The organism is Brevundimonas poindexterae, from assembly GCF_020524625.1.
GTDB classification, from domain to species: Bacteria; Pseudomonadota; Alphaproteobacteria; order Caulobacterales; family Caulobacteraceae; genus Brevundimonas; species Brevundimonas poindexterae_A.
Window position 1 is genome coordinate 373,359 of the sequence record NZ_JAIVLL010000001.1, and the last position, 25,820, is coordinate 399,178.

The following is a 25,820-nucleotide window of genomic DNA, read 5'->3' on the forward strand; positions in this document are numbered from 1 at the left end:
ACGTGATGGTCGGGGCGAGAGGATTCGAACCTCCGACCCTCTGCTCCCAAAGCAGATGCGCTACCAGGCTGCGCTACACCCCGACATCAAGGGACGGCCCTCATGCCACGCCCCTGCCCCGCCCGCAACGCGCGTCAGCCGCCGCAGGGGGTCTGGGTGTCGAAGAAGGGGTGACGGATGCGGTCGCCCGGCCCCGCGCCGATCTCGGCCATACGGCCGGCCCGCACCTCGAGCACGCCCTTGGCCGCGCCGTTCGAGGGATAGGTCGTCTCGGCATAGGGGGTGGTGTGGGCAGCGATCGAGACGATGCAGCCCTGCGGATCCAGATAGACGATGTCGAGCGAGCTGGGCGTGTTCTGCATCCAGAAGGCGCGCTCGGCCACGTCCGGGAACTGGAACAGCATGCCGCGGTCATCCTCCAGCGGCGGACGATACATCAGGCCGCGCGCGCGTTCCGGCTGGTCGTCGGCGATCTCAACCTGAAAATCGAAACTGCCCTTGTCGGTGATGACGGTCAGGGGCTCGACCGGCAGGGTCTGGCCGTCGCCGGTCGTCGATTCCTGGGCGCAGGCGCCGGTGAACAGAAGGGCCGCGCAGAGCGCCGCAGCAGGAAGATAACGCTTGAACACCTGTTCCACCTCTTTCGTCAGGCGGAGCGGGCTCCACCCAGTCTGATTTCAGCGACCACGAGGCCCTTGGGGCCCTCGGCGAATCGAACCTGCACCGGATCGCCCGGCAGAAGGTCCTCTATGCCGCAGCGGCGCAGGGTCTCGACATGCACGAAGATATCGCCCTCGGCGTCGTCGCGCACCACAAAACCGTACCCCTTGGTGCGATTGAACCATTTCACGACCGCCGGCTCGAGCGGAAGACCCGAGGGCGCCACGGTCGAGGCCCCCTCGCCCCGTCCGAGCGCGCGCAGCCCGTCATAGCCCGTACGGCGCGCGGGCGCGGCGTCGGCAGTGTCCTCCTGGAGGTCCAGAACCTCGAGCACCTGCCAGCCCTTGGGCCGGCGCACGCACTCACAGCGGATTTCGGCGCCCTCGGGCGCCGTGTCGCGACCGGTGTCGCGCAGATTGCTGATGTGCAGCAGCACATCCTTGAGGTCCGTCATGTCCGGATCGTCCGGAACGATGAACCCGTATCCCTTCCCGGGATCGAACCACTTGACCTTGCCGACGATCTCTATCGTCCCCGGCGTATCAAGCCCCTCTGTATCAGACACAGTCAAACACCCCCGCCCGCGACAGCAGACGGACGATGCTTAACACGGTTCGGCGAAGCCTGTGGAGTGCGAAAACGCCGGTTTTACACCTGCGGTTGCAAATGCGAAGCAGTGTCAGAACGACGGCTGGCCGCAAAGTGCGGGAGGAACGCAATAAATTGTCGGGGGAGATACTCCCGCGTGGCAGTCCCTAGGGGAATCGAACCCCTCTTTCTAGGTTGAAAACCTAGCGTCCTAACCGATAGACGAAGGGACCGCTGCGCGGGAGGACGGCGATATAGCGGGCGATTCCGACGCTTGCAACCCTCTTTGGTCAACTGAATCAATCAAAGTCGCCTGGGATCGGCGACGTCGTCGATTTCCAGCTGAACCCCCCGTCGGCCGTTCCAGTCGTCGGGCTTCAGACGGCCCACGATATTGAGCGCGCCACCGGCCGCGAGGGCCTGTCCGGTCTCCTGATCCGCACACCGCCAGGCTACTGCGCGAAGCGTCCGACCGTCCGCGCCGCGCAGCTGGCAACGCAGATGTCCGCCTTTCATGGCGCGCACATCGACGGCCCGGACGCGCTCAAGGGCGAATACAGGCTCCGGATTGCCGGGGCCGAAGGGCGCCAGCCGTTCGAAGGCGTCCAGCAGGGCGCGGTCGGCGGCCCCCGGCTCGATCAGGGCGTCGATCAGCACGGCGTCGAGGGCGCGCGCGGCCACGGCATCCGTCTGGGCCGTAAGGGTGGTGTTCAGATAGTCGCGCAGGGCATCGATCCGGTCGGTGCGAACCGTCAGGCCCGCCGCCATGGCGTGACCGCCGCCGGCCATCAGGATCCCCTCGTCGAAGGCCTGCTGCACCGCCCGCCCGAGGTTATAGCCGGGCTGGGATCGGCCCGAGCCCTTGCCGATGCCGTTAACGGGATCAAGGCCGATCACGACCACCGGCTTGCGCCAGCGCTCGCGCAGGCGTCCGGCAACAATGCCGACGACGCCCGGATGCCACCCCTCGCCCGCGATCACGGCGGCCGCAACGGCGGGATCCTCCACGCCCTGGGCCTCGCCCAGCCGGACGGCCGCCTCGGTGACCTCGGCCTCGACCTCGCGCCGGGCCAGATTCAGGGCGTCCAGCTCACGGGCCAGCGCGAGTGCCTCGCCGGGATCGTCCGTGGACAGCAGGCGCGCGCCCAGGTCTGCGCGTCCGATCCGGCCCCCGGCATTGATGCGCGGGCCGAGGATGAAGCCGGCGTGGTTGCTGCGGGCCTCGCCGGGCTCTCCGCCAGCGACGGACAGAAGGGCGCTGAGGCCGGGATTGGCCCAGGACGACATGACCTGTAGTCCCAGTCGTGCCAGCGCCCGGTTGAAGCCGGTCAGGGCGGTCACGTCACATATGGCACCCAGCGCCGCCAGGTCCAGCCAGCGGCGGATGTCGGGCTCGCTGCGCCCCTCGAACAGGCCGCGCCTGCGGGCCGCGCGGTTCAGGGCGGCCAGCAGCACGAACACCACGCCTGCTGCCGCCAGATTGCCCTGTCCCGAGCGACAGTCGGCCCGGTTGGGATTGACCACTGCCAGACAGGCCGGCGCCTCGCCCCGCATGAGGTGGTGGTCGACGACCACGACGCCGAGATCGATGGCGGCGGCATGGGCCAGGGCGACCTCGGCGGCCGCACCGCAGTCGACGGTGATGACCAGGTCGGCGCCCGCGGCCTTCAGCGTGTCGAAGGCGCGGGGACTGGGTCCGTAGCCTTCGGTCAGCCGGTCGGGAACATAGAGGGAGAGCTCGTGCCCCATTTCGCGGAACCAGCGGACCAGCAGGGCGGCGCTGGATGCCCCGTCCACGTCATAGTCGGCGAAGACATGGATGTTGGCCCGACGCTCAAGGGCGTCGACGATGGCCGAGGCCGCCGCATCCATGTCGGCAAAGCTGGATGGGTCCGGGAACAGGGCGCGCAGGGTCGGATCGAGGAAATCAGCCCCCTCCTCTGCCCCCACGCCGCGCGAGGCCAGGGCGCGGGCCAGCGGCTCGCCCAGCCCCAGCGCCTGGGCGTGGGCGCGGGCGATGGCCGGATCGTGCGGGCGCTCCAGCCACTGCCGTCCCGACAGGGAGCGTTCGACCCCGAGGAAGGCCGGCGTCGGTCCTGTCCGTTCCGCCTCCACCCGCGCGTCAGGCGGGGCGCGAGGTGCGGATGCGACGCACCGTGCGGCTGAAGGAGTCCATCACCAGGGTGTGGGTCTCGATCCGGCCACCGACATGGCGCACGCCGTCCAGCAGGGCGCCCTTGGTGACGCCGGTTGCGACGAAGATGGCGTCCTTCGAGACCAGCTCGTGGAGGTCGTACTTGCGGTCGAAATCGGTGACGCCGGTGCGCTCGGCGCGAGCGCGCTCGTCGTCATTGCGGAAGATCAGCCGGCCCTGGAACTGGCCGCCCACGCATTTGAGAGCCGCAGCGGCCAGCACGCCCTCGGGCGCCCCGCCGGACCCCAGATAGAGGTCGATGCCGGTCTCGGGTTCGGTCGTGTGGATGACACCGGCGACGTCGCCGTCGGTGATCAGCAGCACACGGGCACCCACACCGCGGAGGGCAGCGATCAGGTCGGCGTGGCGCGGCCGGTCCATGACGCAGACGGTGATCTCGCCGGGCTTGACCCCCTTGGCGCGGGCCAGCGCCATGACGTTGTCCTCGGGGCTGCGGTCCAGATCGACCAGACCCGGCTCGTATCCCGGGCCGATCGCGATCTTGTCCATATAGGTGTCGGGGGCGTGCAGCATGCCGCCGCCGGGCGACATGGCCAGCACCGCCAGGGCGTTGGCCATGGCCTTGGCCGTCAGGGTGGTGCCCTCCAGCGGATCCAGCGCGATGTCGATGGCCGGGCCCTGACCGGTGCCGACCTTCTCGCCGATGTAGAGCATGGGAGCTTCGTCCCGCTCGCCCTCGCCGATCACGATCTTGCCGTCGATGTCGAGCGCATTCAGCGCCGTGCGCATGGCATCGACCGCGACCTGGTCGGCCGCCTTCTCATCGCCCCGGCCGACGAGGGACGAGGCCGCGATGGCGGCCAGTTCCGTCACACGCACCGCGTCGAACGGCAGGCTGGAAGCGTAGGGTTTGGCGTCCTGGGCCATGAGTCTCTCCTGAGGGGCGCGTGACCGGCGGTCCGCGCCGTTGTTATGGCTGTGTACCCGGACTCACCGTCTGGGAATGGGGGGTGGGGCGCGGCCCCGGTCGCGCAGGCCCTGGGCAAAGGCCTCGACCTCCTCGCGGGTCTGCAGCGTCGCGGGCGCGATCGGCCGGGCGGCGACGTCCTCGGCGACGCGACGGGCAAAGCCCTCGGGGTCCTGGAGCGTCCAGTCGATGGCCGCGACCTGGGCCGCCGCTTCCGATGAGGCCGTATCCAGAGCCGCCACGCGGCCCGCGACCTCGACCGCCGATGGCGGCGGCGTGCCCTGCCGGGGGAAGTTCCGCCAGTCCGGGTAGCCCCGATTGGCGGCGATCAGCGCCGTGATTCGCGGCGACAGCGGCGCCACGGCCTCGTCAGCGGTTTCGGCGCCCGGCGTGGCACAGGCAGCGAGGGACAGCCCCGCCGCGAGGCCGAGGCCGGTCATCGCCCACTTTTTCGCCTGCTGCGCATTCATATCGGGCACGGTCATATGTCATGATCCCGGCGCAAGAAAGGGCAAGGACGCGATCCGGGGCGGCATTCCCAAGCCGGGTCGACAAGGATCTCGCCCCATTGAGAGGAAACCATGGCGAAACGCCCGACTGAGTCCGACAGCCCTCGCCCGAAAGCCGGTGCCCGCGCGCCGCGCAAGGCGGGCCGGCCGACCTCGGCAAAGGGCAGCGCCAGACCCCGAAAATCCGCACCGCGTCCGGAGCCTGAAGCGGAACAGCCGGCGCCCGGGGCCCAGGCACGGCAGGAGGCCGCCCCTGACGCGCCGGAAACCGCCCTGCCCGACCTCGAGGCCCTGTCCATGAACCTCGCGCGGGCGGCGATGATGGCCCAGGCGGCCATGGCCGAATCGGCGATGAGCCAGGCCGGACGGCCGGCAGCGCTCAACCCGGACCCGTTCAATGTCGGCCCCGCCCTGACCTCGGTGATGACCGGTCTGGCCGCACGGCCGGACAAGCTGTTCCAGGCCCAGGCCGACCTGTTCACCCGCTACATGGATCTGTGGTCGTCGACCGCCAGCCAGACGCAGGGGGTGCCCGCGTCGGCGGGGCGCCCGGACAAACGCTTCAAGGATCCGGCGTGGAGCGAGAACCCGACCTTCGACATCATGCGGCGCTCGTACCAGCTGTCAGCCGACTGGATGAACGAGCTGGTGTCCTCGGTCGAGGACGTCGATCCGCGGACCAAGCGCCGGGCCGAGTTCTTCACCCGTCTGCTGACCGATGCCTTCTCGCCCTCGAACTTCCTGGCGTCCAACCCGGTGGCGCTGAAGGCCCTGGCCGAGAGCAACGGCGAGTCGTTGGTGAAGGGGATGCAGAATTTCGCCGCCGACATGGAGCGCGGGGGCGGCAAGCTGAAGATCAGCCAGGCCGACTACGACCGCTTCCGGGTGGGCGAGAACGTCGCCACCGCCCCGGGCCAGGTGGTGTGGCGCGACGACCTGTTCGAGCTGATCCAGTACGCCCCGGCGACGGAGCAGCAGCACGAGATTCCGCTGCTGATCTTCCCGCCGTGGATCAACAAATTCTACATCCTGGACCTGCAGCCGGCCAATTCGATGATCCGCTGGCTGTCGGAGCAAGGCTTCAGCGTCTTTGTCTGCTCCTGGGTCAATCCGGATGCCGACAAGGCGGGCTACGGCTTTGACGACTATCTGGAGAAGGGCATCTATCGCGCCATCGACAAGGTGCGCGAGCAGTGCGGCACGGGCACCGTCAACACGGTCGGCTATTGCATCGGCGGAACGCTGATGGGTGCGGCCCTGGGCCATATGGCGGCGACGGGGCGCAAGGATGTGGGCGCGACGACCTTCTTTGCCGCCCAGCATGACTTTGCCGAGGCCGGGGACCTGCTGCTGTTCACCGACGAGCACTGGCTGGACGAGATCGAGCGGCAGATGGACGAGGCCGGGGGCGTGCTGCCCGGCAGTGCCATGGCCGACACCTTCAATGCGCTCAGGGCCAATGATCTGATCTGGTCGTTCTTCGTGTCCAACTATCTGATGGGCAAGGACCCGCCTGCCTTTGACCTGCTGTTCTGGAATGCGGACCAGACGCGGATGCCGAAGCGGCTGCACATGGACTATCTGCGCTCGATGTATGGGCGGAATGCCCTGACGCAGGGCCAGTTCGAGCTGGGCGGGGTGAACATTGACCTGTCGAAGGTGGCCATTCCGCTCTATTTCCAGGCCAGCCGCGAGGACCACATTGCGCCGACGCGCTCGGTCTATCGCTCGGCGCGGGCGTTCAGCGGCGCTGACGTGACCCTGACGCTGGCGGGATCGGGCCATATCGCCGGGGTGATCAATCCGCCCTCGGCCCGGAAGTATGCCCACTGGACGAACGACGCCCTGCCCGAGACCTTCGACGCCTGGCTGGAGGGGGCCGAGGAGCACCCCGGCAGCTGGTGGCCGCATTGGGCGGCTTGGCTGTCGAAGCGGTCGGGGCCGAAGGTGAAGGCGCGGGATCCGGCGGCCGGTCCCCTGCCCCCGATCGAGCCCGCGCCCGGCAGCTATGTGAAGGTACGCTCGTGACGGCTGGCCCCAATCTGATGCTGGCTGTGACCACGGGCACGGCCTATGCGCTACAGGTGCTGACGACGTCGCTGTACGGGCGGACCGACCAGACGCTGAAGTATGTGCTGATCGCCCTGCTGGTGCCTGTGCTGTTCGTCCTGATGAACGGCTGGATGCTGAAGCGTATGGGTCGCGGGGCTCAGCCGCTGATCCAGCCGGGCTATCCGGGCGCGGCCATCTGGGCGTCGATCCTGCCGCTGCTGACCCTGATCGGCGCGGCCATTCCGGTGTTCGTGCCGGGCTATGACTACGGCATCCTGATCGTCATCGCCGGGGTGTGGTTCGGCCTGACGGTCCAGTCGGCGCTGGCTGCGCGCATGGCCTAGGCCGGTCGGAAGATCAGGGCGACGCCGTTGTTGCAGTAGCGTTTGCCCGTGGGGCGCGGGCCGTCGTCGAAGACGTGTCCCTGATGCCCCAGGCAACGGGCACAGTGGTATTCCGTGCGCGGGACCCCGATGCGATAGTCAGTCTTGGTGCCGATATTGCGCGAGATCACATCGTAGAAGCTGGGCCAGCCGGTGCGGGAGTCGTACTTCCAGCGCGACTGGAACAGCGGCAGCTCGCAGCCCCGGCACAGGAAGGTGCCGTCGCGGTGCTCGTCATTCAGAGGGCTGGTGAAGGGCCGTTCGGTCGCCTCGCGCCGCAGGACGTTGAACGACGGACCGGACAGGCGGGCGCGCCACTGGTCCTCGGTCAGGCGACGGAAGGGCGAGTCGGCAAACCGGGGATCACCGGCGCTGGCCGTCTCGGACGAGCAGCCGGCGAGGGCCAGTCCGCCCAGACCGGCCAGAAGGGTGCGACGATGAAGGAGCGCTTGGGTCATGATCCATATACGGCGCCCGGCCCCGAAGGGTTTCAGGTCAGCCCCGCCCCTTCGTCCAGGCCCAGCATGAGGTTCAGGTTCTGGACCGCCGCGCCCGAGGCGCCCTTGCCCAGATTGTCCAGCAGGGCGACCAGTCGCGCCTGATGGCCGTCGCGGTCCCCGAACACGTGGAGGCGCAGGCGGTTGGTGCCGTTGAGGCCCTCCGGCGTCAGGCCGGTCATGGCCTCGGTCTCCTCCAGCGAGGCGACCTCGACGAACCGGGCGCCGTCATAGGCCTCGACGAGTGCGCCATGGATCACCTCGATCGACGACGGCGACGGCAGGGCCGACAGGTGCAGCGGCACCTCGACCAGCATGCCCTGACGGTAGTTGCCGACCGCCGGAGAGAACAGCACGGGACGGGAAAGTCCTGCATGTTTCGTCATTTCGGGCACGTGCTTGTGCTTCAGGGTGAGGCCGTAGGCCCGGAAGGGATCGGGGGTGCCGTCCTCGAATTCCGCGATCATGGCCTTGCCGCCGCCGGAATAGCCCGAGACGGCGTTGACGCTGACCGGCCAGTCGGCGGGGATCAGGCCCGCGCGCACCAGCGGCGCCACCAGCGCCAGAAAGCCGGTCGGATAGCAGCCCGGGTTGGACACGCGGGTCGAGCCGGCCACGGCCTCGCGCTGGCCCGGGCGCAGTTCGGGAAAGCCATAGGTCCAGCCGGGCGCGACGCGATAGGCGGTCGAGGCATCGATCACCCGGACGGCCGGGTTTTCGACCATGGCCACAGCCTCGCGCGCCGCATCGTCGGGCAGGCACAGGATGACCGCATCGGCGCTGTTCAGGGCTTCACGCCGGGCTTCGGGATCGCGCCTGCGATCGCCCAGCAGGATCAACTCCAGGTCCGATCGCCCCTCGACCCGCTCGCGGATCTCAAGGCCCGTGGTGCCGGCTTCGCCATCAATGAACAGGGTGTGGGGCATCTGTGTCTCAATCAACAACCGCCACGCCGGGCGGGTACCAGGTAATCTCGAACCTTAGGCCGTCCGGGTCCTTGAGGAACAGGGCCTTTGCACCCCCGAGGTCCTGAATTTCCGGAACCTCGAGCCCCGCGGCCTGCATGGCGTCGCGGATGGCCGTGACGGTTTCGGCATCGGGCGCCCCGAACCCCAGGTGGTTGAGGCCGGCGCCGTATCGCTCATAGGGCCGGGTCTCGGGCCTTGCCGGCAGGAATTGCAGGAAGAAGCCCTGCCCGTCGGTCCAGTTCTCGCGCGTGGTTCGGTGAAAGCCCAGCAGCGGCAGCAGCGTTTCATAGAAGGGCCGGCTGGCCTCGATCGAGGTCACCAGCAGGGTCAGATGGTCCAGCTTGAGGTTCGGCATGATGGCCCCCTTTCGGCGGGGATATGGGGAGCCTGAGCACGGGTGGCGAGAGGGGCAGAGACGCCCCAAAGCCCCCGGCCGTGGTGGCGGCGGGTTGGAGAGCAGGCGGAGCGCCGGGCCTTCGCCCGGAGTGAGTAGAGTTTACCGTTTCGACGAAGACCGACGCTCCGCGCGGTGGTTTTCCGGAAGCTTGCGTCGGGTGGCCGTATTCGGGCCTTACCGCAGCGCCCCCGGCGGGCGGGGCCTTCCTGCGAAGGCTCCCGGAACGGCCGAGTATCCCCCTCGACCCTTGCCTCGATCCCGCACCCGGAGGCGGAGATCGAGGGTGCTCAGGCCCCAAGGTCTGATCCCGCTCCATCGCTCCCGCCGCTCACAAGGTCGCAGGCCTTACGAGCCCTCCGTGCGACAGGACCCGGGGAGGTTTGCACGGCCCCGGGCTGAGGCGGGGAAGTCGGGTCGGGAAACGGTGGGGGCTTTGAAAGCGCGGGGGAAATTGGGGGTGGTTGTGATGGCAGAGGCGTTTGACCCAGCGGTCCTTCTCCCCTTGCGGGAGAAGGTGGCAGGCGAAGCCTGACGGATGAGGGGTCTCTCAGTCGGGTGACGATGAACCCGCTTCATCCGACCCGATGACGTTCCGATCTCGGCGCGACCCCTCATCCGCCCCCTTCTCAGGGGGCACCTTCTCCCACAAGGGGAGAAGGACAAAGGGGCGCAACGACCAGGTCGAGCCCGAGGATGCCGGGTAGACTGACTCCTCCCTATCGGAGATGGGGAGGTGGCACGGCGGCGAAGCCGACGGGACGGAGGGGATCTTGAGGGAGGGCGAGGGGTGAAGAACCCCTCCACCACTTCGTGGTCCCCCTCCCCATCAAGATGGGGAGGAGACGAGTGCCCCATAGAAGAAAGGCGCCCCGGTTTCCCGGGGCGCCCTCTTCCGTAGCGTATCTGAAGAGCCTTAGCGCTTCGAGAACTGGAAGCTGCGGCGGGCCTTGGCGCGGCCGTACTTCTTGCGCTCGACGACGCGGCTGTCGCGGGTCAGGAAGCCGTGGGGCTTCAGGACCTTGCGCAGTTCCGGCTCATAGTGGGTCAGGGCGTGCGACAGGCCGTGGCGGATGGCGCCGGCCTGGCCCGAGAGGCCCGAGCCCTCGACGGTGCAGACCACGTCGAACTGGGTGGTGCGGTCCGAGACGGTCAGCGGCTGGGCGACCATCATCTGCAGCACGGGGCGGGCGAAATACTGGGCCAGCTCCTTGCCGTTGACGGTGATCTTGCCCGAGCCGGGCTTCACCCAGACGCGGGCGATGGCGTTCTTGCGCTTGCCGGTCGAATAGGCGCGGCCCAGCTTGTCGAGCTTCTGGACGTGAACCGGGGCCTCGGCCTCGGTGGAGCCCATGCCCTTCAGGGCGTCAAAGCCGGTTGCGGCGGTGTCGGTGTTGGTCGCGTCGGTCATGATCAGACGGTCCGGATGTTCTTGGAGTTGGCCGACTTGAAGTCGATCGTTTCCGGCTGTTGGGCTTCGTGGGTATGCGCGCTGCCGGCGAACAGGCGCAGGTGCGTCATCTGCTTGCGGGCCAGCGGGCTTTCCTTGGGCAGCATACGCTCGACGGCCTTTTCAAGGACGCGCTCGGGGAAGCGGCCGTTCAGGACCTTCTCCGGGGTGGTTTCCTTGATACCGCCCGGGTGACCCGTGTGACGGTAGTAGACCTTGTCGGTCAGCTTGGCGCCGGTGAAGACGACCTTGTCGACGTTGGTCACGATGACATAGTCACCGCAGTCGACGTGGGGGGTGTAGTCCGGGCGGTGCTTGCCGCGCAGACGGTTGGCGATGAAGGTCGCAAGACGGCCCACCACGACGCCTTCGGCATCGATGTGGATCCACTTCTTCTCGACATCGGCCGGCTTCAGCGAAGCCGTGGTGCTCTTCAGCATGTCTGAGGTCCTGATGGTCGGATGACGCCCCAGAAAATGCGGTGCGCCGGATTGAAGGCGGGCTGCTACAGGATCGCCGCAGCGCCGTCAATGCCGGTTCGAGCACGGTTTATACGTTAACGCGTTGTTCTAAAATGGTTTTCTTTGTACGGTATTAAATTACCGCATGGAAATGGTCGAATTGTCAGCTTCGGCCCCGCACCAGGGTGTTGCGGACCCGCCGGCCGAGGGGGTCGCGTGCCATCCAGCTGTCACCGATCTCGGCCTCGACGATGTCGCTGCAGAAGCGCGGGATCATGAAGCCGGGCCGGATGCGGTCGAGGCAGACCCGGTTGCGATCCACCTCCCAGCGGGCGGTGATGCGGCGCCCGTCGGAGAAGCGCCCCTCATAGCTGCCGTCGCGGTTGAACCAGTGCTTGACCCAGCCCCCGTCCGGATAGTGGGACATGACGGTGTTGTCGAAGGCCACAGCCATGAAGGCCGGCACCTCGTCCATCCGGCTGTCGCCCGCCTGCAGCGACGACGCCGGCAGGAGCGCAAGCCCCGCGGCCAGGGCAAATCCGACAACTGACCTGCGCATGCGCGGCCCCCTCCCCTCTGAACTCTCCCGGGACGGACTATTAACGATCTGTAAGGATTTGCAAGATCGCTGACAGGCCAAATACTTGACTTCGCCGTGTGGATATCTATATGCGGCGCTCGTGCTCGGGACAGGAACGGCAACGGGGCCGCCCGCACGCCCAGAGGGGCGGTTTCGCGCACAGTCGGCTCCATACGGGGGCCCGCCTGACTTTTCCTCCCGAACATACAAGGTTTGAATGACCGACTTTACCCAGCTGGGCCTTTCGCCCACGACGCTGAAGGCCGTGACTGACACGGGCTATACCTCCGCCACCCCGATCCAGGCCCAGGCCATTCCCGTGGCCCTCGCCGGACGTGATGTCCTGGGGATCGCCCAGACCGGGACCGGCAAGACCGCCGCCTTCACCCTGCCGCTGGTCGAGCGACTGGCATCCGGACGGGCGAAGGCCCGCATGCCGCGCGCCTTGGTGCTGGCGCCGACCCGCGAACTGGCCGACCAGGTGGCCGAGAGCTTTGCCAAATACGCCAAGGGCACCAAGCTCAACTGGGTGCTGCTGATCGGCGGCGTGTCCATGGGCGACCAGGTCGCCGCGCTGAACAAGGGCGTGGATGTGCTGATCGCCACGCCCGGCCGCCTGCTGGACCTGTTCGATCGGGGCAAGATGCTGCTGACCGGGGTCGAGCTGATGGTGGTCGACGAGGCCGACCGCATGCTGGACATGGGCTTCATCCCCGACATCGAGCGCATCTTCAAGCTGACGCCGCCGCGGCGCCAGACGCTGTTCTTCTCGGCCACCATGCCGCCGGAGATCACGCGCCTGACCACCCAGTTCCTGAAGGATCCGACCCGCATCGAGGCCTCGCGCCCGGCGATGACGGCCGAGACCATCACCCAGTATCTGGTGCGCATCCCGCGCAGCGATCCCAAGCTGAAGCGCGAGGCGCTGCGGGCGCTCGTGGCGCGTGACGACGTCAAGAACGGCATCGTCTTCTGTAACCGCAAGTCCGACGTCGACGTCGTCGCCAAGTCGCTGAAGCGGCACGGCTTTGATGCCGCGCCCATCCATGGTGATCTGGACCAGAGCCTGCGCATGAAGACGCTGGCGGACTTCCGCTCGGGCGATCTGAAGGTGCTGGTGGCGTCGGATGTGGCGGCCCGGGGCCTGGACATTCCCGACGTAAGCCATGTGTTCAACTATGACGTGGCGCATGCCGCCGACGACTATGTGCACCGGATCGGGCGCACCGGCCGGGCCGGCAAGACCGGCCAGACCTTCATGATCGTGACGCCGTCGGACGACAAGGCGCTCGACAAGGTCCTGAAGCTGATCAAGATGACGCCGGAAGAGCTGACCCTCGACCTGTCGGGCGGCGGCAAGCCCGCGCCCGCGAAGGCCGACAAGGCGCCGAAGGCCGAGGCCGCGTCGGATGAGGCTCCGGCCGACAAGCCGCGCCGCTCGCGCTCGCGCCGCAAGCCGGCCGGTGAACCGACGCAGGACACGGCCCCCGAGGCGAAGGCTCCGGCGGCGGAGGTCGCGCCCCCTGCTCCCGCGCCCGAGGCCCCAAAGAAGGACGCCGAACCGCGCACGCGCGGCCGCTCGGGCCGGGGCAAGAAGGCGGACAAGGCCGAGGCGGCACCGAAGGCGGACACGGCCGACAAGGCCCCCGTCAAGGCGGCGGACAGCACGGCCTTTGGCAATGAGGGTGTACCCGCCTTCCTCAGACGTCCGATCTGACGACCGGCCGGCGTTTAACCCGCTGTTACGCTTCACGGCCTAATGTCGGGAAAGCGACCCAGAACGGGGCGCCGGTTTCGGGGGAAATGACGTATGACCAAGGTCGACACCACGGTGCGAGGGCCCGAAGCCTATGGGCTGGCCCGGCGCGTGCTCGACGACATGGAAGCGGCCGGTGTGTGGCCGACCCCCGTCAATTTCGAACTGTGGCTGCACTATCTGGGCGATCCCGAGGGCGCCCTGGGCCGTGAAATCCGGCGCATCCTGGCGGCGCAGGAGCCGTTCTCGGAGTCGACCTCCGAGATGCTGGCCTCTGAATATCTGCCGCGCGGGCGCCTGAACGAGGAAATCCGCGACGCCGGGCGCATGCTGGACAAGGAACTGTCCACCGTCGCGACCACCATCGCCAATGCCCATAAGTCCCAGGTCGAATACGGCGTGACCCTGGCCGATGCCAGTGGGCGCATGGACGGGGTGGAAAGCCCCGAGACGCTCAAGACCCTGATCAGCACCCTGGCCGACGCGACCCACAAGGCCCAGAGCCAGAACAGCGCGCTGGAGCAGCAGCTGGAACACTCGACCCGCGAGGTCGCCAAGCTGCGCGAACACCTGGAACAGGTGCGCCGCGACGCCATGACCGACGCCCTGACCAATCTGGCCAACCGCAAGGCGTTCGACGAACACCTTGAGGGCTCGGTCGACGCGGCCCATGCAACGGGCAAGGCCCTGACGCTCGCCGTCATCGACATCGACCACTTCAAGCGGTTCAACGATACCTGGGGCCACCAGACCGGCGATCAGGTGCTGCGCTATGTGGCCAGTGTGCTGGGCCGCTCGGCCCGCTCGCCCCGCCTCGCAGCCCGCTATGGCGGCGAGGAGTTCGCCATGATCTTCCCCGAGGAAAGCACGGCCGCCGTCGATCAGGCGCTGAAGTCGGTGCTCAAGGAAATAGCCTCGCGCGCGCTGCGTCGCCGGTCGACCAATGACGAGCTGGGCGCCGTCACCATTTCGGCGGGCTATGCCCGACTTCGTCCCGAAGAGACCCCGTCCTCGCTGCTGGAGCGGGCCGATGCCGCGCTCTATGCCTCCAAGCGCGCCGGACGGAACCGGGTGACCGACGCGGACCAGCTTGAACAGGCCGCCTGACACCGTGGACAACGGGCGACTGGCGCCGTTCAGCCGGCCCCGCAGCCTGGCCTTTGCCGCGGCCTACTGGACGCTGTCGGTCCTCTACTGTCTGGCGGCGGTGTTCGCGGCCCTGCTGCCGGGACGCGGCGCGACCGGCTGGATCATCCGCCGCTATGTGCACCGCATGGTGCAGGCCATGCGCCTGCTGGCCGGCATCCGCGTCACCGTGAGGGGGCGCGAGCACCTGCCCGAGGGGGCCTTCATCGTCGCGGCCAAGCACCAGAGCTGGGGCGACGGCTATTCGGTCTACAACCAGTTCCCCGACCTGGCCTTTGTGACGGGCGACCACCTGGAGAAGTTTCCGCTGCTGAGCACGGTGCTGCGCAAGCTGGGCGCCATCGTCGTGAACAACTGCGGGGGACATGAGGCCCGCGCGGCCCTGAAGCGCCGGGCCGAGGACGCCCGCGCCGAGGGGCGCCGCATCCTGATCTATCCCGAGGGCAATCTGGCGAAGGTCGGCGAGAAGTTCCGCTATCGCAGCGGTGTCTGGCACATGTACCGCGACTTCGACATGCCGGTCGTGCCGGTGGCGACCAATCTGGGCCTGTTCTGGCCGCAGGAGCAGTTCCTGAAACGGCCCGGCACGGCGGTGCTGGAGTTCCTGAACCCCCTCCCGATCGGCCTGCCCAAGGACGAGTTCATGGAGCGGCTGGAAGCGGCGGTCGAGGCCCGCACAGCCGAACTGGTGGCCGAGGCAACCGGCCTGCCGGTCACCCCGGCGGTCCAGGTGCCGACGCCGGACGAGGTCCGAAAGGCCGCTCAGTCGGCCTGAGACACCGGCGTCAGGGTCACGCTCTCGCCGCAGCCGCAGGCGTCGGTCTGGTTCGGGTTGTTGAAGACGAATTTCGACGCCAGATCGGTGACCTGGAAGTCGATCTCGCTGCCGATCAGGAACAGGACGGCCTTGGGATCGATCAGGATGCGGGCGCCCTTGTCCTCGACCACCTCGTCCAGCGGTTCGATCCGCTCGGCGTAGTCGACGGTGTATTCCTGTCCCGCGCAGCCGCCGTTCTTGATGCCGACGCGCAGGCCGACGCAGGGGCCGGCGGCGCCTTCGGTCAGGTCGCGGACGCGCGCAGCGGCGGCCTCGGTCAGGCGGACGGCCTGGGGACGGGGACGGCGGGCGGGTCGGGTGGCGGTCAGGTCGGTCATGGATCAGAACATGTTGAGGGCCAGTTTGGCCTCATCGCTCATCTTGGAGGGGTCCCAGGGCGGGTCGAACACCAGATTGGCCTTTGCCGAGCGCACGCCGTCGACGGTCATGACGGCATCCTCGACCCATCCGGGCATTTCGCCGGCGACGGGACAGCCAGGCGCGGTCAGGGTCATTTCGACCAGCACGTCGCGGTCGTCCGAAACGTCGACCTTGTAGATCAGGCCCAGCTCATAGATGTCGACCGGGATTTCGGGGTCGAACACGGTCTTGAGCGCCGCGACCAGATCATCGGTCAGGCGGTCGAGCTCGGCCTGGCCGAGGGCGCTCTTTTGCGGCGCGTCCCAGCTTTCGGCGAAATCCGGACTTTGGGTGATGCGATCGTCCATGCCTAAACGAAGAATTCCCTGGCCTTGATGAGGGCGTCGGCAAAGGCGTCGGCGTCCTCGATCGTATTATATAGGGCGAAACTGGCCCGCGTGCTCGACGTCAGGCCAAAACGGGCGGCCAGCGGCTCGGCGCAGTGCAGGCCGGCGCGCACGGCGACGCCATAGCGGTCCAGCACCTGGGCGATGTCGTGGGCGTGGGCGCCGTCGACGGTGAAGGTGAAGATGGCCCCCTTGCCGGGCGCCGTGCCGATCTCGGTCAGCCAGTTCAGTCCCGAGAGGCGCTCGCGCACGCGCTCGAGAAGCGCGGCCTCGTGAGCCTGAACGGCGGCGGGATCAAAGGTCGAATACCAGTCGAGCGCCGCGCCCAGACCGATGGCCTCGAGGATCGGCGGCGTGCCGGCCTCGAAGCGCTGGGGCGGCTTGGCATAGGTGACGCGGTCCTGGCTGACGGACTCGATCATCTCGCCGCCCCCCTGATAGGGCGGCAGGGACTCCAGCGCTTCAGCCGTGCCGTAGAGGGCGCCGATGCCGGTCGGGCCGAACAGCTTGTGGCCGGTCAGCACGTACCAGTCGCAGCCCAGCGCCTGAACGTCAGGCGAGGCGTGCACCGCGCCCTGGCACCCGTCGATCAGCACGCGGGCGCCCGCCGCGTGGGCCAGGCGGCTGATCTCGGCCACCGGATTGAGGGTGCCCAGCACATTGGACATGTGGGTGACGGCGACGACTTTGGTCTTTGGTCCCAGCAGGTCGGCACAGGCCTGCATGTCGAGGCTGCCGTCGTCCTTGACCGGGATCCACTTCAGCACCGCGCCCCTGCGCTCGCGCAGCATGTGCCAGGGCACGATGTTGGAGTGGTGCTCCATCTGGCTGACGAGGATCTCGTCGCCGGGCTGGATGGATTGGCCGATACCGGCGGCGACCAGATTGATCGCCTCGGTCCCGCCCCGCGTCCAGACGATCTGGTCCGCCGAGGGCGCGTTCAGATAGCGGGCGACGGTCTCGCGTGCGGCCTCGAAGGCCTCGGTCGTTTCATTGGCGAGGGTGTGCAGGCCCCGGTGGACGTTGGCGTAGCTGCCCTCCATCGCCGCCGTCAGGGCGTCGATGACGGCGCGCGGCTTTTGTGCCGAGGCGGCCGAGTCCAGATAGACCAGCGGCTTGCCGTTCACCTGCCGCGACAGGATGGGGAATTGGGCGCGGGCAGCGTCGGCGTCGAAGAACAGTATTCCTCCCCCCCCGGGGGAGGGGGACCGCGAAGCGGTGGTGGGGGCAAAGCCGGAGGATGGTGACTGGGGCAGGCCCCCTCCACCACCCTGCGGGTGGTCCCCCTCCCCCGATGGGGGAGGAGCCATCACGACCTTTCCGTCAGCCATGCGCGGACCTCCTCTCGTGCCCCTTCGTGGTCGATGCGGTCGACGACCTCCATCAGGAAGGCCTCGGTCAGAAGCGCCCTCGCCTCCTCGGCCGAAAGGCCCCGCTGCTGCATGTAGAACAGGGCGGTTTCGTCCAGCGCGCCGACCGTGTTGCCATGGGCGCACTGCACATCGTCGGCGTAGATGATCAGCTCGGGCTTGGCGTCGACCTCGCCGCGGTCCGACAGGATCAGGGCGTGGTGGCCCATGCGGGCATCGGTGCCGTCGGCGCCGCGCTCGACCACGATCCGGCCCTGGAAGACGCCGCGTGCCGTGTCGGTCACGACGCCCTTGGCCAGTTGCGAGGTCAGGCCGTCGGGGCCCGCGTGGGTGACGACGCTGGTCAGGTCCACATGGCGGCTGTCGGTCAGCCGATAGAGGCCGTCGAGGCGCACATCGGCGCCATGACCCGCGTGATGGACTTGGGTTTCCAGCCGCTGGAGCCGGCCGCCGGTCGCGATCAGGGTCTGGTGATAGACGGCCCCCTCGCCCACCGTGACCTCAGCCTGGGTGATCGAAAGGCTGTCGGCCGGTTCGTCGGTCAGGACGATGCGATGGACGGCGGCCCCCGACGGAACGTCGATGCTGAGGCGGTTGTGTGCGGCATAGGCCACGCCGTGCCCCTCATGGCTTTCGAGCAGCAGCAGGGTCGAGCCCGGGCGCGCCGAGATGCGGGCCGTGGCCGTGTGGCCGGTGCGGCTGGCGTCGGACACGAAGCGCAGGCGCAGGGTGTGGTCCCCGAAGGCGACATAGGCGTCGGCGCCCACGGCCCGGCCGTTGACGAACACCAGGCCGTCGCCGCCCAGATCGTAGAAGGGCCCGCCCCCCTCGACCCGGCCCGGCGGAGACGGCGGTGGCGCATCGCGCATATAGCGACGCACGTCGCTGTACTTCCACGCCTCGGTCCGCCGCGAGGGGAAGGTCGCCGGGTCGTTGAGATCAAAGGCGGCGGTCACTGGATCCTCCCCCGTTCACGGGGGTGGAGGCTGGCGCGTGTACGCGCGAACGACGGGAACCTCCGCAGGAGGGTGGAGGGGGCGGAACCGGGCGCGGCGTGTGGGGTCGCCCCCCCCACCACTCCGTGGTCCCCCTCCCCCGCGGCGCTTCGCTTGCTGGGGAGGATCATTCAGGCGGCCTCGCCCACATAGCGGTCATAGCCCTCGGCCTCGAGCTGGTGCGCCAGCTCAGGACCGCCCGAGGCGACGATCTTGCCGGCGGCCAGCACATGGACCTTGTCCGGTTTGATGTAGTCGAGCAGGCGCTGATAGTGGGTGATGACCAGCATGGAGCGCTCGGGGCCGCGCAGGGCGTTCACGCCCTCGGCGACGATACGCAGGGCGTCGATGTCGAGGCCGGAATCCGTCTCGTCGAGGATCAGCAGCGACGGCTCCAGCAGGGCCATCTGCAGGATCTCCATCCGCTTCTTCTCCCCGCCCGAGAAGCCGACGTTGAGCGGCCGCTTCAGCATGTCGAAGTCCATCTTGAGGGCCTTCGACGCCGCCTTGACCGCCTTCAGGAATTCGGGGGCCGAGACTTCTTCCTCGCCGCGGGCGCGCTTCTGGGCATTCAGGGCCGTGCGCACAAAGGTCAGGGCCGGGACGCCGGGGATTTCGATCGGATACTGGAACGACAGGAAGACACCCTTGGCCGCACGCTCGGCCGGGTCGAGGTCCAGCAGGTCCTCGCCGCGCCAGGTCACGGCGCCTTCGGTGCCTTCATATCCGGGACGGCCCGACAGGGCGTAGCCCAGCGTCGACTTGCCCGCGCCGTTCGGCCCCATGATGGCGTGCACCTCGCCCGCCGGGACGTCGAGCGTCAGGCCCTTGAGGATCGGGGTGTCACCGACGGCGACGTGGAGGTTGGAGATGGAGAGCATGTCAGTCAATCGGAAGGAGCGTCGTGTTGATGCGGAACACCGCAGCGCGATTTGAAGGGGTGGTGAAGGTGGCAGTGTGGCGATCTTCGTCGAACTCCAGAACGGCGCCCTCCTGCATCAACGCGATCAGGCGGCGGTAGCGCTCGACGTCCTCGACCAGACAGTCTTGATCGAGACCTGAACCGCGGGGAGAGCTTTCGAGCCCCTTTGAAGGGGTAGACCCACTCCAGAAACGGCCGTCGACAGCATCGAGAAACCCGTGGTCCTCACAGCCTCCGGTCAGGAAATAATGGTTGGGCACCGTCCGATCATCTCCGCCCGCTCTCAGGCTGATGTCGATGTTGGTCGCCTCCACAAGCTGACCATCCAGACTCACGAGATGACCGTCGAAAATCTCGACCAGGTCGGCATCTGCGCTCCCCGAGGACGGGGCACCTGTGCAGCCAGAGACCAGCAATGCCGTCATGAAGATGAAGGTACGGATCACCCCACGCTCCCTTCAAGACTAATCGCGACCAGCTTCTGGGCCTCGACGGCGAATTCCATCGGCAGTTTCTGCATGACGTCGCGGACGAAGCCGTTGACCAGCAGAGCCACGGCCTCTTCCTCGGACAGGCCGCGCTGCTGGGCGTAGAACAGCTGGTCGTCGCTGAGGCGGGTGGTGGTGGCCTCGTGCTCCAGCTGGGCCGAGCCGTTCTTGGCCTCGATGTAGGGGATGGTGTGGCTGCCGCAGTCCTTGCCGATCAGCAGGCTGTCGCACTGGGTGAAGTTGCGCACGCCGGTCGCCTTGGGGTGGACCGAGACCAGACCGCGATAGGTCGAGTCCGATTTACCCGCCGAGACGGCCTTGGCGATGATCCGGCTTTTCGAATTCTTGCCGAGGTGGATCATCTTGGTGCCGGTGTCGGCCTGCTGGTGACCATTGGTGATGGCGATCGAATAGAATTCGCCCGAGCTGTCCTCGCCCTTCAGAATGCAGGAGGGGTATTTCCAGGTGACGGCCGAGCCGGTCTCGACCTGGGTCCAGCTGACCTTGGAGCGGTCACCGCGGCAGTCGGCGCGCTTGGTGACGAAGTTGTAGATGCCGCCCTTGCCCTCGGCGTCGCCGGGGTACCAGTTCTGGACGGTCGAATATTTCACCTCGGCGTCTTCCAGCGCGACGATCTCGACCACGGCGGCGTGCAGCTGGTTCTCGTCGCGCATGGGGGCGGTGCAGCCCTCGAGGTAGCTGACGTAGCTGCCCTTGTCGGCGATGATCAGGGTGCGTTCGAACTGGCCGGTCTGGCTGGCATTGATGCGGAAATAGGTCGACAGTTCCATCGGGCAGCGCACGCCCGGCGGGATGTAGACGAAGCTGCCGTCCGAGAAGACCGCGCTGTTCAGGGCCGCGAAATAGTTGTCCGAGACCGGCACGACCGATCCGAGATACTGGCGCACCAGCTCGGGGTGTTCGCGCAGGGCCTCGGAGATCGGCATGAAGATCACGCCGGCCTTTTCCAGCTCCTTCTTGAAGGTGGTGACCACCGAAACGCTGTCGAACACGGCGTCGACCGCGACCTTGGGCGCGCCCTGGACGCCAGCCAGGACTTCCTGTTCCTTCAGCGGGATGCCCAGCTTTTCGTAGACGGCCAGCAGCTCGGGATCGACCTCGTCGAGGGACTTTGGCCCCTCCTTCTTCTTCGGCGCGGCGTAGTAGTACAGGTCCTGATAGTCGACCGGCTCGTAGCGGACCGAGGCCCAGGTCGGCTCTTCCATCGCCAGCCAGCGCTCATAGGCGGCCAGACGCCATTCCAGCATCCACTCCGGCTCGCCCTTCTTCTCCGAGATGAAGCGGACGATGTCGGCGTTCAGACCCTTGGGGGCGAAGTCCTGCTCGATGTCCGAGGTGAAGCCGTATTTGTAGCGCTCCAGCTCGGCGACGGCGTCGACGGTTTCCTTAACGGCGACCATCAGGCGATCTCCTCGACGGGCTGGCGGGCGCGCACGCGGGCGCGAGCCTCGCACCAGGCGTCGGCAAAGGCCTGCCAGTCGGCCTCGGTCGTGCCCCAGCCCCCCGAGACGCGGATGGCGAAGGTGGCCAGCGGCTCCAGCCCCATGGCGACCATGGTCTTGGATGGTTTGGTCTTGCCCGACGAGCAGGCGCTGCCGGCCGAGACCATCACCCCCTTGAGGTCGAGGCTGATCAACTGTTGCGGGCTGTCCCAGCCCCCGGTGGCGACGAACAGGGTGTTGGGCAGACGCGGCGCGCCCTCGCCCACCACGACCGCGCCCTCGGCCTTGAGGCGTTCGGCGGCGGCGTCGCGCCAGGCCGAATGGTCCTGCGCCAGGTCACGGGCCGCGCATTCGGCGGCGATGCCAAAGGCGGCGATACCGGGCACGTTTTCGGTGCCGGCGCGGAAGCCGCGCTCCTGACCCGCGCCGTGCAGGATACGCACCGCGCTGCGGCCCTCGCCCATCACCAGGGCGCCGACGCCCTGCAGGCCGCCCAGCTTGTGCCCAGACAGGGTCAGGGAGTCCGCGCCCAGTTCGCGCATGTCGACCGCGATCTTGCCGGCCGACTGGATCGCATCGACGTGCAGCCAGCCGCCCGCCCCGGTGACCAGGGCGCGGGCTTCGGCGATCGGCTGGATGACGCCGCTCTCGTTATTGGCATGGTGAATGGCGACCATGGCCCGGCCCGGACGCTTCAGCGCCCCGGCCAGCCAGGCCAGGTCGACCTGACCGTTGGCATCCACCGGCAGGGTCTCGACCGGCACGGATGACATGGCGGCGGCTTCGGCCACGCAGGGGTGTTCGGTGGCCGAAACGATCAGCCGCTCGCAGCCCGCCGCAATGGCGCTGGCCACGGCCTGGGCGTTCGATTCGGTGCCGCCGGAGGAGAAGATGACGGCCGTCGGATCGGCCCCGACCAGATCGGCGACGCGCGTGCGGGCGGTCTCGATGTGGGCGCGGGCGCGGCGGCCCTTTGCGTGCACGGCATTGGGGTTGCCGCCCTCGGCCATGATCTGCGTGACCAGGGCCTGGACTTCCGGACGGATCAGGGCGGAGGCGTTGTAATCGAAATAGACGGTCATGCGGCGGCTCCCACGCTGGCCGGGGCCCCGGCACACGGCGAGCGACGGCGCGCGCCCGTGCGGTTCAGAACGACGTCCTCGAGCGACACGCCGGCCAGATAGGCATGGATCTCGGCGCCCAGATCTTCCCAGAGGTTATGGGTGATGCAGCGTTCGCCCGAGGCCATACAGCCGCGCGGCGAGGCATGGGCGACGCAACGGGTGGCACGGATCGGCTCGTCGACGGCCAGAACGATGTCGGCCACCACGGTCTCGGACGGCGCGCGCGCGAGGCGATAGCCCCCGCCCGGCCCGCGCACGCTTTTCACCAGGCCGCAGCGCCGCAGCCGGGCGAACAATTGCTCGAGGTAGCTGAGCGAAATTTCCTGGCGCTGGGCGATCTCGGACAGGGAGACCGAGCGAGCCGATCCGTCCTGGGCACGGCCGTTCCGCGCCAGATCGGCCATCGCCATCACCGCATAGCGTCCCTTCGTCGACAGTCGCATCCCGCACCTTCCTCATTTGCGCGCACAGACGGGCAATTTTCCCGCGCACAGGCGATCAGGTGTGTTAGAACCCGCGCCTTCGCCGCCGCGCCCTCGGGGTACCGGCACTTAGAAAGTCCTACTACAGCAGTCAAGTATTGCCTGACCCTGCTGTGACCTTTTGAACCGGATGGTTTGAAGACACATGCCTGAAGTGATTTTGCCGGGTGCGTCCGGTCGTCTCGAAGCCCGCTATTCCCCCGGCAAACGCCCCGATGCGCCGATCGCCCTGATCCTGCACCCGCACCCCAAGGCGGCCGGCCATATGAACAATCCGGTCGTGCTGACGCTGTTCCAGCTGTTCCAGCAGCGCGGCTTTGCCACCCTGCGCTACAACAGCCGCGGCGTGGGCAAGTCGCAGGGCGAGTTCGACAGCGGCATCGGCGAGCTGGGCGATGCGGCGACCGCGCTGGACTGGCTGCAGGCCGAGAACCCCGCCGCCACCCAGACCTGGGTCGCGGGCTATCAGTTCGGCGCCTACATCGGCATGCAGCTGCTGATGCGCCGGCCCGAGACCGACGGCTTCATCTCGGTGTCGCCGCCGTCGAACATCTACGACTTCTCCTTCCTCGCCCCCTGCCCGGCCTCGGGCCTGTTCCTGCACGGCACGGCCGACACCATCGTGCCGCCGGTCGAGGTCGAACGCGTGGTCAACAAGCTGCGCACCCAGAAGGGCATCGTCATCGACTATGAGCTGGAGGACGGCGCCAGCCACTTCTGGCAGGACCATATCGATGCCGTCGACCGCCGCGTCGGCGCCTATCTGGACAAGCGCCTGGAAGAAAAGCCGGCGTGAGCCGGGAGGCCGATCAGTTTCGCGCCCATCTGGGGCCCGGAGAATCGATCCTCTGGGCCGGAAAGCCCGCGCAAGGCGTCCTGTTCACCAGCCGGGACTTCCTGCTGATCCCATTCAGCATCTTCTGGCTGGGATTTGTCTGCTTCTGGCTGTTCGGCGTCATATCGGCCGGTGCCCCGCTGGAATTCATGCTGTTCGGCCTGCTTTTTCTGTTCATCGGGCTCGGCTTCATGGTCGGGCGGTTCGCCCTGGATGCGTTCGTCCGGGCCAATACGACCTATGCGGTGACGACCGAGCGGGTGATGATCAATCGCGAGGGGCCTTTCGGGGATTTCACCGCCATAGCCCTGGCCCGCGTGCCGACCGTCAAGCTCAAGCCACGCGGGGGCGGTCGGGGTACGATCGTCCTCGGACAGGCGACCAGCCCCTGGGTTCAAATGTCGATCTGGACGCCATCTCTGGATCCCACGCCCCAGCTCATCGCGATCGCAGACGCCCAGAGGGTCTATGCGCTGATCCAGAAGCAGGGCGCCCGCGTCGAATAGGCCCGGGACCGGCGTCCCGCCGCGTCTAATCCTCCTCCAGCCAGGTCTCGATCTCCCGCACAATGTCCTGCGGCCAGGACGCCGCATGCTGCGCCAGCGCCTTGCGGTCGCCGGCGAACAGGGCGCGTGAGGCTTCCTCGAACCCGGCGCGGTCGCCAGCCATGGCTGACATGAAGCGGTACGCGGCCTCGCGGCCCAGGCGGACCCGCTGCGTCTGGCCGTCCGCCTTGCTGGCGGTCTCGACCATGCGGCGAAGCGCCGCCGACGCCCCGCCCGGCTGGGTCGCCAGCCAGTCCCAGTGCCGGGGGAGAAGGGTCACCTCGCGCGCCACCACCCCCAGCTTCGGGCGGCCCCGGCGTGGCTTTTCCGCGGGCGCGTAGCGCGCGACCACATCGGCAAGGTCCCCGCGCAGGTCCAGATCGACCACCGCCCCCCGGGCGTCGAAGACAAGGATGGTCCGCTCCGCATCCTGTTGCCGGGCATGCCAGACGGCCCCGGCGACCTCGGCCAGGGTGCCCTGGCCGATCCGCTCATCGCCCGCGAAGGCCGTGTAGCGCGATGGCGCATTTTCGTCAGTCATGCCGGTTCCTATATTTACCCGGGTATATTTATGCGTCATATTACCCGGATAATATGGAGATGACCATGGACCCCCACGCCAGAAAAGAGGCCCTCAGCCAGTATCGCGAACGCCCGCCCGCCTGGGGCGTGTTCGCCGTCGTGTGCGAGGCCAGCGGACAGGTGTGGGTCGGCAAGGGCGCCAACGTCGATCGGCAGCAGAACGGCCTGTGGTTCGCGCTCAGAATGGGGTCCAGCCCCTTCCGCTCGCTTCAGGCCGCGTGGCGCGAGCACGGCGAGGCGGCCTTCCGCTATGAGGAACTGGAGCGCCTGCGCCCCGACTATCCCGAGATCGGCATCAAGGATGAGCTGGTGCGCCGCGCCGCCCTGTGGACCGCACGGCTACAGGCCGACGTGCTGAAGGCCTGATCGACAGGGCTAGACCGGCATTTCGGGTGGCATGACGTCGAACCTGGGCACGCTGTCATCGGTTCGATCCCAAAGCGGGGCTCGGCTGGCGTAGACCGTCATTCCGGGCGTCACTGCGTCCGGGTCGTCCAGGGCGCCGGCGCGAATGAACACCATGCCGGGCATACGCTCATTCGTCGAACAGATCGGGGATCCGCAGGTCTCGCAGAAGACGCGGGTGACAATCGCCCCGCTGTCGGCGGGCTTGTCGAAGCGCCGCACCGGGCCGGTCAGCGTAAAGCCGGCCTCGGCCACCACGACGTGGGTGCAGCGACCTGCCCCGCTGGCCTTGCGACAGTCGATACAGTGGCAATGGCCCGCCATCTGTGCGCCGCCGTCGCTCGAGAAGCGCACCTGCCCACAGAGACAGCTGCCCGTCAGCGTAGTCGTCATGCTCCCCCCCTCCGATATGCTCCGGCATGTTAACTTGCATTTTGCAAGTTGCAAGCCATGTGAAGG

The 25,820-nt window shown here is 67.8% G+C and carries 30 protein-coding genes and 2 tRNA genes; 8 read left to right on the plus strand and 24 right to left on the minus strand.

What is annotated here, in order from left to right:
- Positions 1-6: 6 nt before the first annotated feature.
- From LC068_RS01990 to LC068_RS02020, 7 genes are all read right to left on the minus strand, one after another.
- Positions 7-83 (minus strand) — tRNA-Pro (locus LC068_RS01990).
- 51 nt (positions 84-134) lie between these two features.
- Positions 135-629, minus strand: a complete 495-nt coding sequence (locus LC068_RS01995) for a DUF192 domain-containing protein (protein ID WP_226634098.1) — start codon at positions 627-629, stop codon at positions 135-137.
- Between the two features lie 17 nt (positions 630-646).
- Positions 647-1,225 (minus strand): cold-shock protein, encoded by a 579-nt coding sequence (locus LC068_RS02000; RefSeq protein ID WP_226634100.1) that lies wholly within the window; start codon positions 1,223-1,225, stop codon positions 647-649.
- A gap of 181 nt (positions 1,226-1,406) precedes the next feature.
- Positions 1,407-1,481, minus strand: a tRNA-Glu gene (locus tag LC068_RS02005).
- Positions 1,482-1,551: 70 nt separating this feature from the next.
- Positions 1,552-3,363 carry a single-stranded-DNA-specific exonuclease RecJ gene (gene recJ, locus LC068_RS02010; protein WP_226634102.1) on the minus strand — a complete coding sequence of 604 codons (1,812 nt, stop codon included), beginning with the start codon at positions 3,361-3,363 and terminating at the stop codon, positions 1,552-1,554.
- 7 nt (positions 3,364-3,370) lie between these two features.
- Positions 3,371-4,330, minus strand: a complete 960-nt coding sequence (gene glpX / locus LC068_RS02015) for a class II fructose-bisphosphatase (protein ID WP_226634105.1) — start codon at positions 4,328-4,330, stop codon at positions 3,371-3,373.
- A 63-nt stretch (positions 4,331-4,393) separates the two neighbouring features.
- Positions 4,394-4,855: a hypothetical protein gene (locus LC068_RS02020; protein WP_226634107.1), complete on the minus strand. Its 462-nt coding sequence runs from the start codon at positions 4,853-4,855 to the stop codon at positions 4,394-4,396.
- Positions 4,856-4,951: 96 nt separating this feature from the next.
- Here LC068_RS02020 and phaC point away from each other — a divergent pair, with 96 nt between their 5' ends.
- Together phaC and LC068_RS02030 are read left to right on the plus strand one after the other, a co-directional pair.
- The gene (gene phaC / locus LC068_RS02025) at positions 4,952-6,907 is read left to right on the plus strand and encodes a class I poly(R)-hydroxyalkanoic acid synthase (RefSeq protein ID WP_226634109.1); all 1,956 of its coding nucleotides are present in this window, start codon (positions 4,952-4,954) and stop codon (positions 6,905-6,907) included.
- Positions 6,904-7,275: a hypothetical protein gene (locus LC068_RS02030; RefSeq protein ID WP_226634111.1), complete on the plus strand. Its 372-nt coding sequence runs from the start codon at positions 6,904-6,906 to the stop codon at positions 7,273-7,275. Before phaC ends, LC068_RS02030 begins: the two co-directional genes overlap by 4 nt.
- Here LC068_RS02030 and msrB read toward each other — a convergent pair.
- From msrB to LC068_RS02060, 6 genes are all read right to left on the minus strand, one after another.
- Positions 7,272-7,772 carry a peptide-methionine (R)-S-oxide reductase MsrB gene (gene msrB / locus LC068_RS02035; RefSeq protein WP_226634113.1) on the minus strand — a complete coding sequence of 167 codons (501 nt, stop codon included), beginning with the start codon at positions 7,770-7,772 and terminating at the stop codon, positions 7,272-7,274. The two genes, LC068_RS02030 and msrB, sit on opposite strands and share 4 nt — an antisense overlap.
- Before the next feature lie 32 nt (positions 7,773-7,804).
- Positions 7,805-8,737: an N-acetyl-gamma-glutamyl-phosphate reductase gene (gene argC / locus LC068_RS02040; RefSeq protein ID WP_226634115.1), complete on the minus strand. Its 933-nt coding sequence runs from the start codon at positions 8,735-8,737 to the stop codon at positions 7,805-7,807.
- Between the two features lie 7 nt (positions 8,738-8,744).
- The gene (locus LC068_RS02045; protein ID WP_226634117.1) at positions 8,745-9,134 is read right to left on the minus strand and encodes a VOC family protein; all 390 of its coding nucleotides are present in this window, start codon (positions 9,132-9,134) and stop codon (positions 8,745-8,747) included.
- A gap of 955 nt (positions 9,135-10,089) precedes the next feature.
- On the minus strand, positions 10,090-10,584 hold the full coding sequence (rpsI, locus tag LC068_RS02050; protein WP_209117453.1) for a 30S ribosomal protein S9: 495 nt from the start codon (positions 10,582-10,584) through the stop codon (positions 10,090-10,092).
- Positions 10,585-10,586: 2 nt separating this feature from the next.
- Positions 10,587-11,060: a 50S ribosomal protein L13 gene (gene rplM / locus LC068_RS02055; protein ID WP_209118032.1), complete on the minus strand. Its 474-nt coding sequence runs from the start codon at positions 11,058-11,060 to the stop codon at positions 10,587-10,589.
- Between the two features lie 187 nt (positions 11,061-11,247).
- Positions 11,248-11,643 (minus strand): hypothetical protein, encoded by a 396-nt coding sequence (locus LC068_RS02060; RefSeq protein ID WP_226634119.1) that lies wholly within the window; start codon positions 11,641-11,643, stop codon positions 11,248-11,250.
- Between the two features lie 238 nt (positions 11,644-11,881).
- On the opposite strand from LC068_RS02060, the gene LC068_RS02065 reads away from it, so the two are divergent.
- From LC068_RS02065 to LC068_RS02075, 3 genes are all read left to right on the plus strand, one after another.
- On the plus strand, positions 11,882-13,381 hold the full coding sequence (locus tag LC068_RS02065; RefSeq protein ID WP_226634121.1) for a DEAD/DEAH box helicase: 1,500 nt from the start codon (positions 11,882-11,884) through the stop codon (positions 13,379-13,381).
- Positions 13,382-13,474: 93 nt separating this feature from the next.
- Positions 13,475-14,527, plus strand: coding sequence for a GGDEF domain-containing protein (locus LC068_RS02070; protein WP_226634122.1), 1,053 nt, complete (start codon positions 13,475-13,477; stop codon positions 14,525-14,527).
- Complete coding sequence (locus LC068_RS02075) at positions 14,511-15,341, plus strand: lysophospholipid acyltransferase family protein (protein WP_226634123.1); 831 nt, start codon at positions 14,511-14,513, stop codon at positions 15,339-15,341. The genes LC068_RS02070 and LC068_RS02075 overlap by 17 nt, the downstream gene beginning before the upstream one ends.
- Here the strand turns inward: LC068_RS02075 and LC068_RS02080 are convergent.
- From LC068_RS02080 to LC068_RS02120, 9 genes are all read right to left on the minus strand, one after another.
- The gene (locus LC068_RS02080) at positions 15,329-15,721 is read right to left on the minus strand and encodes a HesB/IscA family protein (protein ID WP_226634124.1); all 393 of its coding nucleotides are present in this window, start codon (positions 15,719-15,721) and stop codon (positions 15,329-15,331) included. The genes LC068_RS02075 and LC068_RS02080 overlap by 13 nt on opposite strands.
- Before the next feature lie 3 nt (positions 15,722-15,724).
- On the minus strand, positions 15,725-16,111 hold the full coding sequence (locus tag LC068_RS02085; protein ID WP_209117440.1) for an SUF system Fe-S cluster assembly protein: 387 nt from the start codon (positions 16,109-16,111) through the stop codon (positions 15,725-15,727).
- A gap of 2 nt (positions 16,112-16,113) precedes the next feature.
- Positions 16,114-17,481: an aminotransferase class V-fold PLP-dependent enzyme gene (locus tag LC068_RS02090; RefSeq protein WP_404825182.1), complete on the minus strand. Its 1,368-nt coding sequence runs from the start codon at positions 17,479-17,481 to the stop codon at positions 16,114-16,116.
- On the minus strand, positions 17,460-18,476 hold the full coding sequence (gene sufD, locus LC068_RS02095) for a Fe-S cluster assembly protein SufD (RefSeq protein ID WP_226634125.1): 1,017 nt from the start codon (positions 18,474-18,476) through the stop codon (positions 17,460-17,462). Before sufD ends, LC068_RS02090 begins: the two co-directional genes overlap by 22 nt.
- Before the next feature lie 170 nt (positions 18,477-18,646).
- Entirely contained in the window at positions 18,647-19,396 is a 750-nt protein-coding gene (gene sufC, locus LC068_RS02100) for a Fe-S cluster assembly ATPase SufC (RefSeq protein WP_226634127.1), read from the minus strand.
- 1 nt (position 19,397) lies between these two features.
- On the minus strand, positions 19,398-19,883 hold the full coding sequence (locus LC068_RS02105) for a hypothetical protein (RefSeq protein ID WP_226634129.1): 486 nt from the start codon (positions 19,881-19,883) through the stop codon (positions 19,398-19,400).
- A complete protein-coding gene (sufB, locus tag LC068_RS02110; RefSeq protein WP_209117432.1) occupies positions 19,880-21,346 on the minus strand; it encodes a Fe-S cluster assembly protein SufB in 1,467 nt (488 codons plus the stop codon). The genes LC068_RS02105 and sufB overlap by 4 nt, the downstream gene beginning before the upstream one ends.
- Complete coding sequence (locus LC068_RS02115) at positions 21,346-22,470, minus strand: cysteine desulfurase family protein (protein ID WP_226634131.1); 1,125 nt, start codon at positions 22,468-22,470, stop codon at positions 21,346-21,348. The genes sufB and LC068_RS02115 overlap by 1 nt, the downstream gene beginning before the upstream one ends.
- Positions 22,467-22,955: an Rrf2 family transcriptional regulator gene (locus tag LC068_RS02120; RefSeq protein WP_209117429.1), complete on the minus strand. Its 489-nt coding sequence runs from the start codon at positions 22,953-22,955 to the stop codon at positions 22,467-22,469. Before LC068_RS02120 ends, LC068_RS02115 begins: the two co-directional genes overlap by 4 nt.
- Before the next feature lie 184 nt (positions 22,956-23,139).
- Between LC068_RS02120 and LC068_RS02125 the strand changes: the two genes are divergently transcribed.
- Together LC068_RS02125 and LC068_RS02130 are read left to right on the plus strand one after the other, a co-directional pair.
- Positions 23,140-23,790, plus strand: a complete 651-nt coding sequence (locus LC068_RS02125) for an alpha/beta hydrolase (protein ID WP_226634133.1) — start codon at positions 23,140-23,142, stop codon at positions 23,788-23,790.
- On the plus strand, positions 23,787-24,335 hold the full coding sequence (locus LC068_RS02130) for a PH domain-containing protein (RefSeq protein ID WP_226634136.1): 549 nt from the start codon (positions 23,787-23,789) through the stop codon (positions 24,333-24,335). The genes LC068_RS02125 and LC068_RS02130 overlap by 4 nt, the downstream gene beginning before the upstream one ends.
- 25 nt (positions 24,336-24,360) lie before the next feature.
- Here LC068_RS02130 and LC068_RS02135 read toward each other — a convergent pair whose 3' ends face one another.
- Complete coding sequence (locus LC068_RS02135) at positions 24,361-24,915, minus strand: DUF2239 family protein (RefSeq protein ID WP_226634139.1); 555 nt, start codon at positions 24,913-24,915, stop codon at positions 24,361-24,363.
- 59 nt (positions 24,916-24,974) lie between these two features.
- Here LC068_RS02135 and LC068_RS02140 point away from each other — a divergent pair, with 59 nt between their 5' ends.
- Entirely contained in the window at positions 24,975-25,322 is a 348-nt protein-coding gene (locus LC068_RS02140; protein ID WP_226634141.1) for a GIY-YIG nuclease family protein, read from the plus strand.
- Between the two features lie 9 nt (positions 25,323-25,331).
- Here the strand turns inward: LC068_RS02140 and LC068_RS02145 are convergent, their stop codons facing one another.
- On the minus strand, positions 25,332-25,754 hold the full coding sequence (locus LC068_RS02145; protein ID WP_226634143.1) for a GFA family protein: 423 nt from the start codon (positions 25,752-25,754) through the stop codon (positions 25,332-25,334).
- Positions 25,755-25,820: the final 66 nt, after the last annotated feature.